The organism is Frondihabitans sp. GW821-FHT04F02, from assembly GCF_059420045.1.
Window position 1 is genome coordinate 38,201 of the sequence record NZ_JBWKSZ010000004.1, and the last position, 18,025, is coordinate 56,225.

Annotated in this window: 12 protein-coding genes; 7 read left to right on the top strand and 5 right to left on the bottom strand. The window is 70.0% G+C overall.

From position 1 onward, the window contains the following. Positions 1 to 7: 7 nt before the first annotated feature. The 5 genes from AC07TY_RS11705 to AC07TY_RS11725 all read right to left on the bottom strand — a co-directional run bounded on the left by AC07TY_RS11705 (position 8) and on the right by AC07TY_RS11725 (position 7,071). On the bottom strand, positions 8 to 1,417 hold the full coding sequence (locus tag AC07TY_RS11705) for an MFS transporter (protein WP_494785468.1): 1,410 nt from the start codon (positions 1,415 to 1,417) through the stop codon (positions 8 to 10). Between the two features lie 84 nt (positions 1,418 to 1,501). After that, entirely contained in the window at positions 1,502 to 3,217 is a 1,716-nt protein-coding gene (locus AC07TY_RS11710) for an ABC1 kinase family protein (protein WP_494785469.1), read from the bottom strand. Positions 3,218 to 3,220: 3 nt separating this feature from the next. Then, positions 3,221 to 3,775, bottom strand: a complete 555-nt coding sequence (locus tag AC07TY_RS11715; protein ID WP_494785470.1) for a PadR family transcriptional regulator — start codon at positions 3,773 to 3,775, stop codon at positions 3,221 to 3,223. A 110-nt stretch (positions 3,776 to 3,885) separates the two neighbouring features. Next, positions 3,886 to 5,100 (bottom strand): FAD-binding domain-containing protein, encoded by a 1,215-nt coding sequence (locus AC07TY_RS11720; protein WP_494785471.1) that lies wholly within the window; start codon positions 5,098 to 5,100, stop codon positions 3,886 to 3,888. Between the two features lie 69 nt (positions 5,101 to 5,169). After that, positions 5,170 to 7,071, bottom strand: coding sequence for an ABC transporter ATP-binding protein (locus AC07TY_RS11725; protein ID WP_494785472.1), 1,902 nt, complete (start codon positions 7,069 to 7,071; stop codon positions 5,170 to 5,172). Positions 7,072 to 7,179: 108 nt separating this feature from the next. Between AC07TY_RS11725 and AC07TY_RS11730 the strand changes: the two genes are divergently transcribed. From AC07TY_RS11730 to AC07TY_RS11760, 7 genes are all read left to right on the top strand, one after another. Further along, positions 7,180 to 8,196 carry an LLM class flavin-dependent oxidoreductase gene (locus AC07TY_RS11730; RefSeq protein ID WP_488625152.1) on the top strand — a complete coding sequence of 339 codons (1,017 nt, stop codon included), beginning with the start codon at positions 7,180 to 7,182 and terminating at the stop codon, positions 8,194 to 8,196. A gap of 240 nt (positions 8,197 to 8,436) precedes the next feature. Beyond that, positions 8,437 to 11,217, top strand: a complete 2,781-nt coding sequence (locus AC07TY_RS11735) for a glycoside hydrolase family 3 protein (RefSeq protein WP_494785473.1) — start codon at positions 8,437 to 8,439, stop codon at positions 11,215 to 11,217. A 69-nt stretch (positions 11,218 to 11,286) separates the two neighbouring features. Continuing rightward, a complete protein-coding gene (locus tag AC07TY_RS11740; protein ID WP_494785474.1) occupies positions 11,287 to 11,937 on the top strand; it encodes a TetR/AcrR family transcriptional regulator in 651 nt (216 codons plus the stop codon). A gap of 249 nt (positions 11,938 to 12,186) precedes the next feature. Beyond that, positions 12,187 to 13,260 (top strand): hypothetical protein, encoded by a 1,074-nt coding sequence (locus AC07TY_RS11745; RefSeq protein ID WP_494785475.1) that lies wholly within the window; start codon positions 12,187 to 12,189, stop codon positions 13,258 to 13,260. 131 nt (positions 13,261 to 13,391) lie between these two features. Next, positions 13,392 to 15,212, top strand: a complete 1,821-nt coding sequence (locus AC07TY_RS11750; RefSeq protein WP_494785476.1) for a chaplin family protein — start codon at positions 13,392 to 13,394, stop codon at positions 15,210 to 15,212. 184 nt (positions 15,213 to 15,396) lie between these two features. After that, positions 15,397 to 16,755 carry a hypothetical protein gene (locus AC07TY_RS11755; protein ID WP_494785477.1) on the top strand — a complete coding sequence of 453 codons (1,359 nt, stop codon included), beginning with the start codon at positions 15,397 to 15,399 and terminating at the stop codon, positions 16,753 to 16,755. After that, a complete protein-coding gene (locus tag AC07TY_RS11760; RefSeq protein WP_494785478.1) occupies positions 16,752 to 17,993 on the top strand; it encodes a twin-arginine translocation signal domain-containing protein in 1,242 nt (413 codons plus the stop codon). The genes AC07TY_RS11755 and AC07TY_RS11760 overlap by 4 nt, the downstream gene beginning before the upstream one ends. Positions 17,994 to 18,025: the final 32 nt, after the last annotated feature.

An 18,025-nucleotide genomic window follows, 5' to 3' on the forward strand; every position in this document is an offset into this window, starting at 1 on the left:
CCGCCGCTCAGGCGCGCTGCCTCGTGCGCCGCAGGTCGACCAGACCCAGCGTGAGCGCCGCCCCCGAGAAGATCAGCGAGACGATCAGGGCGAGGCCGAGCGCGTCGGCGAAGGTTGCGACGTGGGGTGCCGGCACGCCCTCGGTGCGCGAGACGACGGCCGAGCCGAGCAGGGCGACGAAGACCGTCGCGAGGATGGTCTGACCGGTGGCCGACCCGATCCTCTGCGCGGTCTGCAGCACGCCGCCCGCAGCACCGCCCATGCGCGGATCGACGTCCATGAGGCTGAGCGTCTGGTTCGGCGTGACGATGGCGCCGCCGGCGATCCCGAGCACGAACAGGGGCAGAGCGAGGCGCAGGATCACCGTGGCCGGGTCGGTCAGGTCGGGCCGGCTCTGGACGACGACGCCGATCACGATCGTGCCGGCGAAGAACACCGACACCGCGCCCACGACCAGGGGCCGTCCGATGCGAGGAACGAGCCGGCCGGCGACGGGAGCCCCGAGGACGGAGCCGAGCGCCAGGGCCGATACGCCGAGGCCGGATTGCAGGGCCGTGAATCCGAGGCCGTTCTGGTAGTAGAGCGACAGGATGAGCGGGATGCCGGTGTTGCTGCAGAAGAACACCACCGCGAAGGCGACACCGGTCACGAAGGTCGGAACGCTGAAGAGCTTCAGGTTGAGCAGCGGTGACGCCGCCTCGTGCGTGAGCCGCGACTCGCGGCGGACGAAGAGGGCGAGGAAGCCCGCCGCGGGCGCGAAGAAGACGAGCACCCATCCGCTGTGCAGCTCGTTGACCTCGACGATCGGGAACAGCACGCAGAAGAGCGCTGCGCCGAGGAGGACCGCGCCGGCGATGTCGAGCCGGCCCGACGCGTCTTTACTCGGCTCGAGCCTCGGCACCCACCGACGCGCGAGGATCACCGCGACGATGCCGATCGGCACGTTGATGAAGAACACGAGACGCCAGCCGAAGTCCGGGCCGCCGAGAGCGATGAGGAGCCCGCCGAGCACAGGACCGAGGGCCGTGCCCACGCCGACCGTGAGCCCGAGACCGCCGAACGCCCGGCCGCGCTCGGACTTCGGGAACGCGGTCTGGATGTAGCCGGACACCTGCGGCCCGATGATGCCGCCGAAGAGCCCCTGGACCACCCGGGCCGCGATGAGAACGATCGGCACGGGGGCGAGGCCGACGGCGGCGCTCGCGAGCACGAAGCCCGAGACGCCGATGATGAAGATCCTGCGCCTCCCCCGAGTGTCTCCGAGTCGCCCGCCGATGACGGGCATGAGGCCGAACGCGAGGATGTACCCGCTGACGATCCACTGGAGCTCCGCTGCGCCGGCGCCCGTCGAGCGTCCGATCGACGGGAGCGCCACGTTCGTGACGCTCACGTCGAGGAGCGCCGCGAACTGCCCCATGAGCATGACGAACAGGGCCCGCCAGCGCCGGGGATCGAGGTCCTGGCGCGGGGACGGATCGCGTGCCGTGTTTGAGACCGTGAGCTATCGTCTCCGCAGCGTGACGACGAGATGCAGCAGGGGCACCGCGGCCGCCGCCATGAGGATCGAGCCCAGCACCTCGTCCGTCGAGCGCAGGAAGACGCCGCCCACGAGGAGCGCCGCGAAGACGATCGCCGACCCGAGCCGGCTGACAGAGCGTTCGACGGCCCCGAGGCGCCGGTCGATCTCGGGAGTCCGGACGGCGAGCTGGCCGCGCTCGAGGCGGGTGGCGAGCTCGTCCATCCTCCGCGGAAGCCGGGCGACCGTGGCGCCGTAGGCCAGCGCCTGCTGAGGAAGGTCGCGCAGGGCGTCCCGGCCGTTGGAGCTCAGGATGGTGCGCGCGAAGGGGTCGACGGCATCCCACATGTTGAAGTCGCGATCGAGGGCGCTCGTCACTCCCGACACCAGCGAGATGGTGCGGATCAGGAGGAGGAAGCTCTCGGGCAGCTGGAAGGGGAGGCCGCGGATGGTCTCGCCGAACTGCCGGCCGAACGCCTCCAGCTCGCGCGGGTCGATGGTCTGGAGCTCGGCGATCCCCAGGCCGCCGAAACGGTCGAACAGCGCCGACATGGCGCGTTCCAGCTCATCGGTGTCGGCCGTCGACAGCAGCACGCCGAGCTCGCCCAGCGAGGCGACCAGCTCCCGGCTGTCGCGTCCGACGGCGGCGAGGATGAAGTTGCGGAGTCCGGCGCGGAGCGGGTCGGAGATCTCGCCCATCATGCCGAAGTCGACGTAGCTCAAGTGCCACCTCACCCCGTCGCCGGTATCGGATCCGTCGACGACCGGGGTGACGAAGATGTTGCCCGGGTGGGGGTCGGCGTGGAAGAACCCGGAGACGAAGATCTGCTGGAACGTGACGCGAGCCAGCTCGTTGGCCACGACCGCAGGATCGATGCCCGCCCTCTCGAGACCCTCGACGTCCGTGATCTTGATCGCGGTGACGTCCGAGAGCGTGAGAGCCCGGAGCGAGCTGCGCTCCCACACCACCACCGGCGCCTCGACCAGGGGGTCGGCGGCGAAATCCCGGGTGAAGCGCTCGGCGTTGCCGGCCTCGTGCAGGTAGTTGATCTCTTCGAGGCTCGTCGTCGCGAACTCCTCGACGAGCGCGGGTGCGTCGGCGCGCTTCGACACGAGGCTCACGTGCGAGAGCCAGCGGCCGATGCGGCGCAGCGCTGCCAGATCGACGGCCACGATCTCGTCGATGCCGGGTCGCTGGATCTTGACGATGACGTCTGCGAAACCCAGGTCGGCGGCGAGCGCGGGCGACAGGCGCGCCCGGTGCGCCTGGCCGAGGGATGCCGCGGCGATGGGCGCCGGGTCGAAGAAGGCGTAGGCCGACTCGAGCGGCATGCCCAGCTCGGCGACGGTCTGCTCGCGGATCCTGTCGAAGGGCTCTGCGGCCACTTCGTCTTGCAGTCCCTCGAGTTCGCTCGTGACCTCCGGCGGAAGGATGTCGAGTCGCGCCGAGAGGAACTGCCCGACCTTGATCATCAGACCGCCGAGGTCGACCGCGAGCACCCGGAACCGTCGGGCGAGGAACTGCAGCCGGGCGGTTCGGCCGCGAGCGGAGAATCGGCGGAGGCCGATGCGCGGGAGGAAGAGCTCGTACCACCAGGCCTGCGCCAGGAAGATCCACGCGAACCGCACGATCCGTCGGTAGCGCGCCCGCGAGGCGCGACTGGTCTGCGGCGCGGAGGGCGTGCCGCTGGCTTGCGGCATGCCCTACTCCTCGGCGAGGATCGCGTAGAGCTTGCGGCGCGCCTCGTCGACGACGGCGATCGCCCGCTCTGACTGGCCGGGATCACCGGTCTGCGCGACCTGGGTCATCACCTGGGCCAGTCGCGCACCCGACTTCGTCAGGGCGAGAGCTCCGTGCAGACCCTGCCCCGCCGGCTGCTGCGGCTCGCTCGTCGGCTCAGAGCGGGCGGATGCGACGGATTCGGCCGCGGCGCGGCGCCCCGCATCGGTCAGAGCGTAGATCTTGCGCTCTCCGACCTGCGCAGCCGAGATCAGGCCCTCGTCGACCATCACCTGCAGGGCCGGGTAGACGGCTCCTGGGGTCGGCTTCCACGCTCCGTCCGAGCGGGCTTCGACGGCTCGGATGATCTGGTAGCCGTGCATCGGCTCCTCGCTGAGTTCGAGCAGGATCGCTGCGCGGATGTCGCCGCCGTCTGCGGCTTCCGGGCTCCCGACCGTCGTCGAGGAAGAGCCGAATGCCTGACGGAGACCGTCGACGGCGCCCCGCAGATCGAAACCGGGTGAGGACGACGAGCTCATAACAGGGTGTCCCTTCAGGACGTAAGCCGAATCTTGACGATACATCGCTGTCCTGTGTGACAGGCAGTGCTCGACCTCCCCCGCTCGGCCTCAGCGCCGCGCCCCTCCGGTCACTCCGAGGGCGCGACGCCGAGCTGGCGCACCAGCCTCGGGATCTGCTCCCTGAACGGGAAGAACCCGCGCGACGCGTGCGGCCACGCCAGGCTGTCCCACCGACGGCGGATGCTGACGAGGGCGACCCCTTCGGAGGCGAGGACGGGACGCAGCTTCTCGAGCCTCTCGTGGACGGGGCCCATCGGTGCCGTCGGGACGACCACGGTGTCGAGCTGCTCGGACTCCGCCCAGCGCAGGACGGTGGAGGGCCGCGTGTCGGCCAGGAGCTGCGCCGGGCGGCCGCCGGCATCGAGTGTGCGGGCTGCGGCGTCGTCGAGCGCCGTCGCCGTGAACGCCGCCACGGCCTCCGACGCCTCCAACGGAGATCGCTCTCCCGAGTCGGCGACGGCGGCGGTCGCCACCAGCCGGTCGGCGAGCCCGGGCTGCTCGGCGAGCAGGCTGCCGGCCTCGAGGTCCTCCTCGTGCAGCAGCAGGCCGACGCGATCGCCGAGCTGTCCCACGACGTCGTCCGGCTCGATCGCCACCCGGGGCGGGAGGGGGTCTTCGGAGAGCGCCCGGGCCTCGCCGGCGAGTCCGGCAGGCGAGAAGCGCCCCTCCGTGTACTTCGCGATGTTGGAGGCCGACGCGAGGTAGGTCTTGCCCGTGGTCTGGAGACCGGCGACCCACCGCCACGACAGCGTGTTCGACGCCGCATCCCCGTCGAGCAGGTGCCGGTAGAAGAAGTCGGCGCCGAGCTGCCAGGGCAGGCCGAGGGTGAAGATCCAGATGCTGGCGAACCACATCCGCGTGTGGTTGTGCAGGTAGCCGGTGTCGATGAGCTCGTGCACCCAGGCGTCCATCGCGTCGATGCCGGTCCGCCCGGCCACGGCGTCGAGGTAGGCCTGCGGGAGATCGCCGATCGCGAACTCGCCCACGTCGCGGCGATAGCGACGCCACACCTCGGGGTTCTGCTCCAGCCAGCCCTTCCAGTAGGTGCGCCAGAACACCTCCTGCACGAACTTCTCGGCGCCGCGGAGGCTGTGCCGGTCGAGGACGGCGGCGACGACCTCGTGCTCGGTCACCAGGCGATGGCGCACGTAGGGCGACAGCTCCGAGACGTTGTCCCTCGACACTCCGAGGTCGTGGTTGCGGTCGCGGGCGTAGTCGGAGCCCGCGCGGGGGACGAACTCGTCGAGCGCGTCGAGGCCGGCGGATCGGGTGGGGATGAACACCCTTCCATCGTGCGCCCCGCGGAGCCGCGAAGGCTGACAGGGGTGCGCATCCGGCGAGCGCGGGTGGCGCTAGCTCGGGCTCAGTGCCTCCTCGTCCGCCGCGCCGTTCCTCTGCACCGCGAACTGGGTCCGGTGGAGCTCCTCGTACCGACCGCCCGCGGCCAGCAGCTCTTCGTGCGTGCCGCGCTCCACGATCGAGCCGTCCTCCACCACGAGGATCATGTCCGCGCTCCGGATCGTGGAGAGGCGGTGTGCGATCACCATGGCGGTGCGCCCTTCGAGCGCCTCGCTGAGGGCCGCCTGCACGGCGGCCTCCGACGTCGAGTCCAGGGCCGCCGTCGCCTCGTCGAGGATGACGACCCGCGGCTGGGCGAGCAGGAGTCTCGCGATCGTCATCCGCTGACGCTCGCCCCCGGAGAGCCGGTAGCCGCGCTCCCCCACCATGGTGTCGAGCTGGTCGGGCAGCGAGCGGATGAGCGGCTCGAGCCGTGCGCGGCGCACGGCGTCCCACACCTCGTCGTCGGTCGCGTCCGGACGCGCCAAGCGGAGGTTCGAGAGGATGGTCTCGTGGAACAGGTGGCCGTCCTGCGTCACCATGCCCAGGGTGTGCCGCATGGACGCGAACGTGACGTCGCGGACATCCGTTCCCGACAGGCGCACCGCACCGCTGTCGACGTCGTAGAGGCGCGAGAGAAGCTGCGCGATCGTCGACTTGCCGGCGCCGGACGTCCCGACGAGGGCGACCGTCTGCCCCGGCTCGATCCGGAAGGACACGCCGTGCAGCACCTCGTCGCCGCCGCGGGTGTCGAGAGTCGAGACCTCCTCCAGGGAGGCGAGCGACACCTTGTCCGCTGACGGATAGGCGAAGCGGACGTCGTCGAACTCGACGGAGACCGGGCCTTCGGGCAAGGCGGCGGCGTCGGGCTTCTCCTGGATGAGCGGTTCGAGGTCGAGCACCTCGAAGACCCGCTCGAAGCTGACCACCGCGCTCATGATCTCGACTCGGGCGCTCGCGAGGCCGGTCAGCGGAACGTAGAGGCGGGTGAGGAGGAGCGCCAGAGTGACCACGTCGCCGGTGTTCAGCTGGCCGCCGAGTGCGAGGAAGCCGCCGAGGCCGTACACGAGCGCGAGCGCGAGAGCGGAGACGAGCGTCAGGGCGGTCACGAAGACGAACTGCAGCATCGCGGCGCGCACCCCGATGTCGCGCACGCGGGCGGCGCGCACGCGGAACTCCTCGGCCTCCTCGTCGGGCCGGCCGAACAGCTTGACGAGGGTGGCGCCCGGCGCCGAGAAGCGCTCGGTCATCTGCGTGCTCATGGCGGCGTTGTGGTCGGCGGCCTCGCGACGCAGCGCCGCGAGACGACTGCCCATCCGGCGCGCGGGCACCAGGAAGATGGGCAGCATGACGACGGCGAGGACCGTCACGAGCCACGACGTGCTGAGCATGACGATCAGGGTGAGGATCAGCGCCACGGAGTTCGTGACCACGCCGGACAGCGTGCCGCTGAAGGCCTGCTGCGCCCCGATCACGTCGTTGTTGAGGCGGCTCACGAGGGCGCCCGTCCGTGTGCGAGTGAAGAACGCGATCGGCATCTTCTGCACGTGGTTGAAGACCGCGGTGCGGAGGTCGAGGATGACGCCCTCGCCGATGCGCGCCGAGTACCAGCGCGTCACGAGCGACACGCCGGCGTCGGCCACGGCCACCGCGGCGATGCCGATCGCGAGCCAGGCGATCGTGGCGATCGCGCCGTCGGCCACGATGACGTCGACGACCCTGCCGGCCAGCACCGGCGTCGCGACCGCGAGGAACGCTCCGACGACGGAGAGGAGGACGAAGACGATCAGCTTGGCCCGGTAGGGCACCGAGAACGTCAGGATCCGACGCACGGACGCACGCGAGATGCCGTGCTTGCCGTCTCGGGCGGACGAGATCTTGTAGAGCGAGCTCCAGGCCGCGGACTCCATGCTCATTGCTGTTCCTTCCGTCGACCCCCGGCTCAGCCTGGTCGGTGGACGGGGCGGTGGCGCAGCCGGGGCAGGCCGAGACTAACCCACTGCGCGCCCTGCGAGACTTGTCGCATGCCCGTCCACGGTTCCCCGCTCCAGCGTCTCGGCTTTCTCACGATCGGCTCGTTCGACCCCGCGGCCCCGGCCGGCGGCCACGAGGACACGCTGCGCGTGATCGAGCGCGGCGAGCAGCTCGGCCTCGACAGCGCCTGGCTCCGCCACCGGCACCTGCAGCCCGGCATCTCGTCGCCGGTCGCGATCATGGCGGCGGCGTCTCAGCGGACGAGCCGCATCGAGCTCGGCACGGCAGTCACTCCGATCGGAGCGGAGAACCCGTTCCGGCTCGCCGAAGACCTGGGCACCGTCGATGTGCTGCTGGGTGGGCGCCTCAACCCCGGCTTCTCGGCGGGAACCCCGATGAACTTCGACCTCTACCGCGACGCGATCTACCCCGACACCGCTGAGCAGGAGGACCTCGGCTACGACCGCCTGATCCGCCTGCGCAACCTGGTGCGGGGCGACGCCGTCAGCGAGGCCGGCCGACGCGGCATCGAGGAGTTCAGCGGCATCGTGCAGCCCCACTCCCCCGGCCTCGTCGACCGCCTCTGGTGCGGCGTCGGCAGCACCCGCTCGGCCGTGTGGGCGGGCGAGAACGGCTTCCACCTGCTCGCCTCGAGCGTGACCCGCGCCGAGCACGGCACGGACTTCGCCGTCAACCAGCGCGCCCAGATCGACGCGTACCGTGACGCCCACCCGAAAGGCGCGGCTGCCCGCGTCTCGCAGGGTCTCGTCGTCGTGCCCACCGACTCGGCGACGCCGGAGCAGCGCGCCCGCTACGCGACTTACGCCGAATCGCGGGCCGGCCGCGTCGGTGTTCCCCAGGGCCCCGGCAAGCTGCTGTTCGCGGCAGACCTCGTCGGCACCTCTGCCGAGATCGCCGACACGCTGCACGCCGACCCCGCCTACCAGGCCGTCGACGAGGTCGCGTTCGCACTGCCCTTCGCGCTCGAGCCCGACGACTACGCGCAGATCCTGACCGATCTCGCAGAGCACCTCGGCCCCGAGCTCGGCTGGGCGCCGTCCGCCTGAGCCGGTTCACTCGTCGTCACAGGCTCACAGTCTCAAGCGTGGCTTCATCAACCGTCTGGTTGATAAATTCATAGAGACTTGATAACTTTGCCGTGCCCCGAACGGGGGTGATCGCGTTCTCCCGCGATCGGGCCTCTGACTCTTGCCGCTGATCGATCACCGGCACTGAGGCCCCACCGGCTACGGCCGCGGTGTCGCACATTCCCGGGCGACATAAGAACTTCCCGAAAGGCCTCTTCCTTGGCTAACGAAAAAAGGCGGAGGTCGCTTCTGGCGGCCACCGCGACAACCTGCGCGCTGGTGCTCATCGGCACCTTCGGAGGCGCTGCCGCCGTGCAGGCCGCTCCTGCCCACACCCCCGGGCATGTCGCCCCGGGTCGAGCCGCCAATGCCGAGAAGGCCGAGGAGGCCATCCGCGACGGCTCGGGCCGCATCACCGAGGTGGCTCCGGTCGACGGCACCTGGATGAACCGCAAGCTCTCCGCCGACAAGCGGGCAGACCTCCTCATGGGCCAGATGACTCTCGAGGAGAAGGTGTCGAGGCTGCACGGCGACTTCAGCGGTGAGACTGCCTTCTACATCGCTCCTCTCGCGCGCCTCGGCATCCCCGCCCTGCTCCTCACCGATGCGGGCTCGGGCGTCCGCGTGACGAACTCGGCCACGAACGACGGAAAGGCGACGGCGCTTCCGGCGCCGATCGCACTCGGCGCGACCTGGGACACCGCCATGGCGAGCCAGTACGGCGACGTCCTCGGCAAGGAGGTCCGTGCAACCGGCCAGAACGGCCTCCTCGGACCGACCGGCGACCTCGTCCGGGATCCTCGCTGGGGACGCCAGTTCGAGGCCCTCGGCGAAGACCCGGCCCTCGCCTCCGCGCTGCTCGGGCCGGAGATCAAGGCCGTGCAGTCTCACGACGTGGTCGCGACCATCAAGCACCCCGCCGTCTACAACGAGGAGACCAGTCGTCTCAACGGCGGCAACGTCACCGTCAGCGAGCGTGCGCTCCGCGAGACGTACCTCGCACCGATCGAGGCTTCGATCAAGGCCGGCGTCGGCTCGGCCATGTGCTCCTTCAACAAGGTCAACACGGTCTACGCCTGCGAGAACTCCGAGGTCTTCGACATCCTCAAGAAGAGCTACGGCTTCAAAGGCTTCATCCAGACGGACTACGGCGCCGCTCACAGCACCGTCGCCGCCGCGAACTCCGGCCTCGACGTCGAGTTCCCCGCCGCCGGCTACTTCGGGCAGCCCCTCATCGACGCCGTGAACAACGGCCAGGTGTCGCGTGCCACCGTCGATGACAAGGTGCACCGAGTCCTTCGCACGATGTTCGCCATGGGCGCTTTCGACCGCCCCATCGGCACCAGCCCGCTGACCGTGAGCGCCGACCGCGCCGCGGCCGCGAACATCGCCGAGAAGTCCGCCGTTCTTCTGAAGAACAGCGCGGCGACAGGTGCTGCGTCCCGTGCAGCCGTCCTGCCCCTTGATCCTGCGAAGACGAAGTCGGTTGCCGTGATCGGCGCCGACGCCGACGCCCTCGCCACGGGCGGCGGCAGCTCGGTCGTGAAGCCGACCGCGTCGGTGACCCCTCTCGCCGGCATCAAGAAGCGTCTCGGGTCCTCCGCGGCCGTCTCGTTCACGCCGGGAACCGACCCGGTGGGCCCGGCTCACTCCCTGAGCGGCGCCGCCGTTCCGTCGTCCGTGATGGCGACGTCGTCCGATCCGACGACCACCGGCCTCACCGCCGAGTACTGGTTCAACCAGGACCGGTCGGGCACCCCGGATGTCACCCGCACCGACAAGCAGGTCGCGCTCAGCGCCGGGTTCCTCGCCATTCCCGGGCTGTACGGATCCTCGGTCCCCGCCGTTCCGGGCTACAACTTCGGCGGTCCGCTCTCGGCACGCTGGTCGGGAACCATCACCGCACCGGCCGACGGCGCCTACACCCTGTCGCTGACCGGTTTCGGCAGTTCGAGCCTGTACCTCGACGGACAGCAGATCATCGACGGGTCCAACCCGCACGCGGTCCGCACCGACACGGGAGCCACCCTGCGCCTGGTCAAGGGCGAGTCGCATGACCTCCGCGTCGAGTACAGCAACAACGCCTCCGACCCCGACCAGGAGAGCTCCGCCGACCTCGTCATGACCTGGACTCACCCGTCTCAGATCGTGGTTCCGGCAGTCGCCGAGGCCGTCGCCGCCGCCAAGAAGGCGTCCGTCGCGGTCGTCTTCGCTCGCGACTACGTCGGCGAGGGTCGCGACAAGAAGACCCTGACTCTGGCGAACGAGCAGGACGCTCTCATCTCAGCCGTGACGAAGGCGAACCCCCGCACCGTCGTGGTCCTGACGACGAGCGGATCGGTGAACATGCCGTGGCTCGGTTCCGTGCCGTCGGTCCTCGAGGCCTGGTACGGCGGACAGGAGCAGGGCACCGCAATAGCTCGCGTCCTGTTCGGCGACGTCAACCCGTCGGGCAAGCTGCCGGTCACGTTCGCCAAGAACGACGTGTCGACGCCCACCTCGGCGCCGGCATCGTTCCCCGGCATCGACCGCACGGCGACGATCGATGGAGTCAACATCGGCTACCAGGCCTACCGCGCTGCCAAGATCTCCCCGCAGTTCGCGTTCGGCTCCGGTCTCAGCTACACGAAGTTCAGCTACAGCAAGTTCGCGGTCAAGGCCTCCACGAAGACCGTCACCCGCGGTGCACCCGCATCGGTCACAGCGACGGTCCGAGTGACGAACACCGGCGCCCGATCCGGCACCGAGACCGCGCAGATGTACGTCGGCACCCTGCCCTCGAAGAGGGTCGCGACATCACCGCAGAAACTGGCCGGCTTCACCAAGGTCACTCTGCGTGCGGGACAGTCCAAGACCGTCACCGTGAAGCTCAGCGCGCGAGCGTTCGCCTACTGGAACTCGTCGAAGGACGTCTGGGCCACTCCCACCGGCAAGGTCACCGTGAGCGTCGGATCGTCGTCCGCCGACATCCGGCAGAAGGCAGTCGCCGTCCTCCGGTAGACGCGATCTCGAATAGCCGCTGAGGCATGGCGCCCCAGGGCGAGTACGGTCACCTCCTAGACTCAGGGGGTGACCGTTTCGCGTCCCGGCGCTACCGGACATCGAAGCGGCCCGCCGACCAATCGCCGGGGTGCTCAGACGCGTGCGGTCATCCTGGCTGCTGCCGGGGAGCTTTTCGGCTCCCAGGGCTTCTTCGGCACGAGCGTCCGCGAGATCGCTGCCGGCGCAGGGGTGAGCCATGCAACCCTCCTTCACCACTTCGCATCCAAGGAGCTCCTCCTCGAGGCCGTCCTGGACGAACGGGAACAGCAGGTGTACCGCCTCGTCGGTCCGGTCGATCCTCGTCCCGACTTCCGGGCGTTCTACCGCCGCCTGACTCAGCACAACGAGTCCGTGCCCGGCCTGATCGCCCTTTTCGCCCGCACCTCGGTGGATGCGACGAATGCCAAGCACCCGCTGCACGAGCAGTTCCAGACCCGGTACGACCGGGTCGTCCGCACGATGACGATCGAGTTCGAACGGCTGGAGACACTTGGGCTCCTCCGACCGGGAATCGAGCCAGCGAAAGCGGCACGCACCCTGATTGCCACCCAGGACGGCGCCCAGATCCAGTGGCTCTTCGACCCCGAGGGCGTCGACATCAACGACATCATCCAGAGGCTGCTCGACACGCTGCTCACAGAGCCGCCCGCCGAGCCGGAGACGGCGTCGGCCCCCTAGCGATTTCGGCCAGGTGTTCGCGGCTGCGGGGCCCGAAGGGGAGCAAGAGTCGGCGGGCCGCCACCGATCGGGGTACTTACGGGTTGCAATCTGAGAGTTCTCTGATGTGATCTCGACAAGCCGCCCGACCAGGCGTAGCTTCTGATCCACACCGGACCAACCATCCGGCCTTCGAGTCTTACCAGCTCGTTCGCTCGCTGTCGTTCATCGACGGCAGACGACCTCAGTCAACCGATGAAGGTGATTGCCGTGGATCAGACGGATGCTCGCACCCGACTCCACCTGGCGCGCCTGCTTCTCCTCTCGGGCCTCGTCGCTCTCGCCTTCATCGCCATCGGCTTCCTCTCGTCCAGCCAGGCCCACGCCGAGACGGCACCCCCGTCGGGTGGCCTGCTCGGTGGTGCCACGTCGGCCGTCGGCAAGACGGTCTCGGGTGTGACCGGCGCTGTCGACAAGCCCGTCGCGTCCGTCGGCTCGACCGCGGGAGCCGCTGTCAAGGCGGTCACCGGCTCTGTCGCGAAGGCGACCGCTCCCGTTCAGCCCGTGCACCAGGTGGTCGTGAAGGCCACCCCGGTCGTGACGAAGCCTGTCCAGGCCGTGTCGACCGTCACCGCATCGAAGCCCGTCGGCACCGTCGTCACTCCGGTCGCGCAGACCGTCGACAAGGTCGTCGCGGCCGTCCCGGTGGTCGCTCCCGTCGTCCACGCTGTCGCCGGCACCACCCCCGTCGAGACCGTGACCACCCCGGTCAGCTCCGGCGTCGACGACGTCGTGTCGACAGTCGGCGAGAGCGTCTCGACGGTCGGCGACGGTGTCGCCGAAGGGACGGACGGCGGCTCGACCGGAACGCCGGCACTGCCCGTTCCGACCATTCCCGGGTCCGACATCCCGACCCCCGCCGCCCACGGCTCGGCTGCCCACGGCTCCGTCGCTGTCGGGCCGGCAACCGACGGCTCGGCTGCGATCTCCCTCGCTTCTCCCGACAAGGTCGCCGCCGCCCTTCAGGCCGCTGCACAGGGCGTCTCGCACACTTCCGGCCTCCTCGTCGCCCCTGCCGAGACCAGCGCAATCACCTCGGCTTCCGCTCTCGAACCGGTCACTCCGGCTCACTCGCCCCTGGCACCCGAGGCCCCGGCACCGGCGGCCCCCGCAGCCACGTCGAGCGCATCGGCCGCTCAGGGCAGCAACGGCAACGGCAGCTCCCCCGCCGCGACCGACGGTTCGGGATTCTCGATCCTCCTCGCCGCCGGCCTGGCCGCGCCGAGCACGTCTTCCGAGATCCCCTCGGCCCCCACGTACGACTTCGACACCTCACCCGACTGACGGTCCGCTCCCTGCCCCTCTCGGAGGCAGATACGCGACCACCGCTGCTCCAGACGCACGCGTCCGACCAGCAACCGCACATCCCGACTCCGGGATGGCGGACCATCAGTCACATTTGTGGAGTCATCATCATGAACAAGTACGTCTCGCGCGGACTCATCGGAGTCTGCTTCGTCGGAGGCCTCTGGGCCTGCGGCACGGTCGCCGCCAACGCGGCCACCACCACCGGTTCCGACGGCGTCGCCTCCGGCACCCAGGTGCTCGGCACAGTCACCGCCCCGGTCACCGCATCGGGCAACGCCCTCAGCGTCGTCGGCCACTCATCCAGCACGGCTCCGGCCGCGACGGCTCCGGCCGCTCACACGGCACCGGCAGCACCCGCCGCATCGGCACCTGCCGCACCCGCCGCTTCGGCGCCCACCACGACCGGCGTCGGCGGCCTCCTCTCCGGCACCCAGGGCATCGTGTCGGTCGCCGTTCCCGTTCACGTCAGCGGAAACGCGGTGAGCGTCGCAGGGCATTCGACCAGCGCAGGATCCACGGCCACCGCCCCGGCACCCGCCGCCCCGGCCGCCTCGCCCTCGACCACCCCCGCCTCTGGCACGGCGCACTCCGGCAGCACCACCTCCGGTGCCGACTCGGTCGCCTCCGGCACGCAGGTCGCCCCCGACGTCGCCGCTCCGGTGACCGTCAGCGGCAACGCCATCTCCGTCCTCGGCGACTCGCACAGCGCGGGCTCGACCTCGGCGCCCACGACCGGCACTGCGCCGGCCGAGGGGACCGGCAGCACGACGACCGGCGCTGACAGCGTCCTCGGGGGCACGCAGGCGCTCATCGGGCTGGACGTGCCGATCACGGTCGCCGGCAACAGCGTCTCCGTCCTCGGCGACTCCTCCAGCACCGGATCGTCCACCGCCGGCGGCACCACGACCGGAACGACGCCGGCCGCCGGAACCGGCAGCACGACCACCGGCGATGACGGCATCGCGTCGGGCACGCAGATCGTCCCCGACGTCACCGCCCCGGTGACGGTCGGCGGCAATGCCATCTCGGTCCTCGGCGACGCCACCAGCACCGGAACCACCACCGGCACCGGAACCGGCACGACGACGGGAACCGGCTCCTCGGCCGGTACCGGCTCGACCACCACCGGTGACGACAGTGTCGCCGGCGGGACGCAGATCGCCCCTGTGATCACGGCCCCCGCGACCGTCGGCGGCAACGCCATCTCGGTCCTCGGCGACTCCACCAGCACCGGAACCGCCACCGGCACGGCTCCTGCCACCGGAACGAGCTCGACCGGCAACAGCACCACGGGTGACGACGGGATCCTCGGCGGCACCCAGGTGATCCCGGTCGTGACCGCACCGGTCACCGCCGGCGGAAACGCCGTCAGCGTCATCGGCGACACGACCAGCACCGGCACCACGACCGGCACCACCGGCACGGGCTCGACCGGCGGAGCCGGCAACACGACCACCGGTGACGGCGGCATCCTCGGCGGCACCCAGATCGTGCCGGTCATCACCGCCCCGATCGACCTCGGCGGCAACGCCGTCACCGTCATCGGCGGCTCCACCACCACGCCGACCACGGGAACCGACCCGTCCACGCCCGTCACCCCGGTGACGCCCACGGACCCCGCCACCCCGGTCACCCCGACGGCCCCGGCCACACCGGGCAACCCGACCACCCCGGGCGACACCGGCTCGACGACCACTCCCATCGTCGTCGCCTCGACCGCTGACGGTTCGGTCGCCACCACCGGTACCGTGACGGCCGCCGCCCTCGGTGGCAGCACGGTCCTCGCCTCGGGCGTCACCCCGGCGGCAGCCGGATCGCTCGCCTACACGGGGAGCAACACCCTCCCCCTCGTGGGTGGCGCACTCGCGCTGCTGCTCGCCGGTCTCGCGCTGGCGCTGGTCACCCGTCGCAAGGCGGCCCGCCTGTAACACCACCGGGGCATGCGCCGTGGGCCGGATCAGGGCCCACGGCGCATGCCCCTGCCTGCGAGCGGCCGTCTCTGGTTCTCCCTCTTCCGTCTTCTCGGCATTTTCCCTAGACTCGATACAGTTAATTTGTTTGTTACCTTTACTAATTCGATGCGCCAAGGCGACGAGACGAAGCAGGGTTGCTATGAGCTCTCCCACATCCGACGACACGACAGCAGCCGCCGAGGCGCGCGCTGTGCCGGCCTTCTCCCTGAGCCGCCGAGGGCTTCTCGGAGGGGCAGCGGCGGGTGCCGCGTCTCTCGCAGTACTCGCCTCGGCCCGGCCCGCGTCGGCCGCGCCGCTCCTGTCCGCCACGAAGGATCCGAGAGCAGAAAGTCCGAGACCGGCGAGCGCCCTCTCCTCGCAGCAGAATGCCTTCCTGTTCCTCGACGCGCGGTTAGACGAGTACGGCGGCGGAACACAGCTCCGCCTTCCCCGCAGCTACGCCGGGGGGTTCTTCACCACGCCCACCTTCGACTTCGTGTCGTCGTTCGCGTACGACGATGCGCTGGTCATCCTGGCCTACCTCGCTCGGGGGCTTCGCCGCGACGTCACGCGCGCGACGCTCCTCGGCGATGCCCTCCTGTACCTGCAGGCGAACGACCCTCTGGCCGACGGTCGCACCCGGGCGTCCTACCAGCCCGACAACTTCCCGGTCGCGTCACCTCCGCGCCCGCTCGACGTCGGGTCGCCGGCCGCGTTCACCGGAAATCAGGCGTGGGTCGGCATGGCGTTCGCTCACCTCTACAAGGCCACCCGGTCTCGACGGTTCCTCGCCGGTGCCCTTCGTCTCGGCCAGTGGATTCGAGAGAACACCCTCGACGTCACCCGCGCGCCCTTCGGCTTCACCGGGGGTCGAGACGCCGACGACAACCCGTTGACCTTCAAAGCCACCGAGCACAACATCGACGTCACCGCCTTCTTCACCCAGCTCGCGCAGCTGACCGGTGACCGTACCTGGAGCAAGGACGCCCGCGTGGCCCTGTCGTTCATCGCGGCAATGCAAGACGGCACGGACTCCCACCTGTGGACGGGCACTAACCCCGACGGGGTCACGACGAACTACTACCCCATTCCCGAAGACGTCCAGAGCTGGGCGTACCTGGCGACCCGAGACCGCCGCTACGCGCCCTCCCTCACCTGGGTGACCGACAATCTCACGGCGACAGACGGCCCCTACACCGGCCCGTCTTTCAGCAACACCGACACGAGCAAGGTGTGGTTCGAGGGCACAGGCCAGCTCGCTCTGGCCCTTCGCACACGGAACGCCCCCGGTGACGCGGCCCGAGTGCACCAGCTCCTGAAGACGCTTCGCACCGCTCAACGGGAGCAGCCCAACGGAGACGGGAGAGGCATCGTCGCCGCCTCCAGCGACGGCCTCGACACCGGGTTCGGCGACCTGTACTACTCGAGCCTGCACACCGGCGCAACCGCTTGGTATCTCCTCGCCCTCACGGGCTCCAACCCGTTCCGGTTCAGCCGATGGAACGGACTGGCCCGATGAGCTACGCCGACGGCCTCTCCCGCCGGGGCTTTCTCATGGGATCAGCGACCCTTGCCGGGGCGGCGCTGACGACCTCCCTGCTGCACGCGTCTCCCGCCCATGCGGCCGCAGCCGCAGCGCCGTCGGCGACGTCGATCGCCAACGGATACGCCTTCCTGCAGAGCACATTCAACCAGTACGGTTCCGGCTCGACTCTGCGCGTGCCGCAGAGCTACACGGGCGGCATCGAAGGCGCGAACGGGTTCGTCTCGAGCTTCGCGTACGACGACGCGATCGTGATCCTGGCATGGCTCGCCAGCGGCACCGCGGCGAACATCCAGCTGGCGACGGTCCTCGGCGACAGCCTCCTCTACGCGCAAGACCACGACCCTCTCGGCGACGGGCGAACTCGCGCCTCGTACCAGCCGAACCCGTTCATCACCTCGTCCGGCGCTCCCTACATCGGCTCGGCCGCAGCGAACACCGGCAACCAGGCCTGGGTGGGGATCGCCTTGGCCCGGCTGTCGAAGGTCACGGGGCAGACGCGGTTCCTGCAGGGCGCCCTGACGCTCGGCAACTGGATCCAGACCAACACCTGGGACGCCGCCAAGTCACCCAACGGCTACACCGGCGGCCGCGACGCCAGCAACACCGCACTGACCTACAAGGCCACCGAGCACAACATCGACACCGGCGCGTTCTTCACTATGCTCGCGACCCTCACCGGCGCCGCCGTCTGGACCACCCGCGCCACCGCCGCCTTCGCCTTCGTCGCCGCGATGAAAGACACCGCGACCGGACACCTGTGGACGGGCACCAACACCGACGGCACCAGCATCAACCGCACCCCGATACCCGGCGACATCCAGAACTGGGCCTACCTCGCCACGGCGAGCTCGAACTACTCCCCCGCAGTCACCTGGGTCAACAACACCCTCACCACTACCGACGCCGGCCTCACCGGAAGCAGCTACAGCGACGCCGACACGACCAAGGTATGGCTCGAGGGCACGGCACACCTGGCTCTCGCCGTGCGAGCCCGAGGAGCCACCGGCGACCCCGCTCTCTACAGCAAGCTCATGACTACAATCCAGACTGCCCAAGCCACCGCACCCACGGGCGATGGCCTCGGAATCGTCGCCGCCTCGAGCAACGGCCTCATCACGGGGTTCGGTGACACCTACAACGCGACCCTGCACCTCGGGGCCACCGCCTGGTATCTCCTGGCCGCCCAGGGCGCTAACCCGCTCCGCCTCTGACACCCCGATGGAGCGCAGGATCCCGGCGCCTC

What these genes read in the sequence shown, in the direction of transcription:
- AC07TY_RS11725 (WP_494785472.1), bottom strand. Translation starts at nt 7,071, where the DNA reads ATGAGCATGGAGTCCGCGGCCTGGAGCTCGCTCTACAAGATCTCGTCC.
- AC07TY_RS11760 (WP_494785478.1), top strand. Translation starts at nt 16,752, where the DNA reads ATGAGCTACGCCGACGGCCTCTCCCGCCGGGGCTTTCTCATGGGATCA.
- AC07TY_RS11750 (WP_494785476.1), top strand. Translation starts at nt 13,392, where the DNA reads ATGAACAAGTACGTCTCGCGCGGACTCATCGGAGTCTGCTTCGTCGGA.
- AC07TY_RS11755 (WP_494785477.1), top strand. Translation starts at nt 15,397, where the DNA reads ATGAGCTCTCCCACATCCGACGACACGACAGCAGCCGCCGAGGCGCGC.
- AC07TY_RS11730 (WP_488625152.1), top strand. Translation starts at nt 7,180, where the DNA reads ATGCCCGTCCACGGTTCCCCGCTCCAGCGTCTCGGCTTTCTCACGATC.
- AC07TY_RS11715 (WP_494785470.1), bottom strand. Translation starts at nt 3,775, where the DNA reads ATGAGCTCGTCGTCCTCACCCGGTTTCGATCTGCGGGGCGCCGTCGAC.
- AC07TY_RS11710 (WP_494785469.1), bottom strand. Translation starts at nt 3,217, where the DNA reads ATGCCGCAAGCCAGCGGCACGCCCTCCGCGCCGCAGACCAGTCGCGCC.
- AC07TY_RS11705 (WP_494785468.1), bottom strand. Translation starts at nt 1,417, where the DNA reads ATGGGGCAGTTCGCGGCGCTCCTCGACGTGAGCGTCACGAACGTGGCG.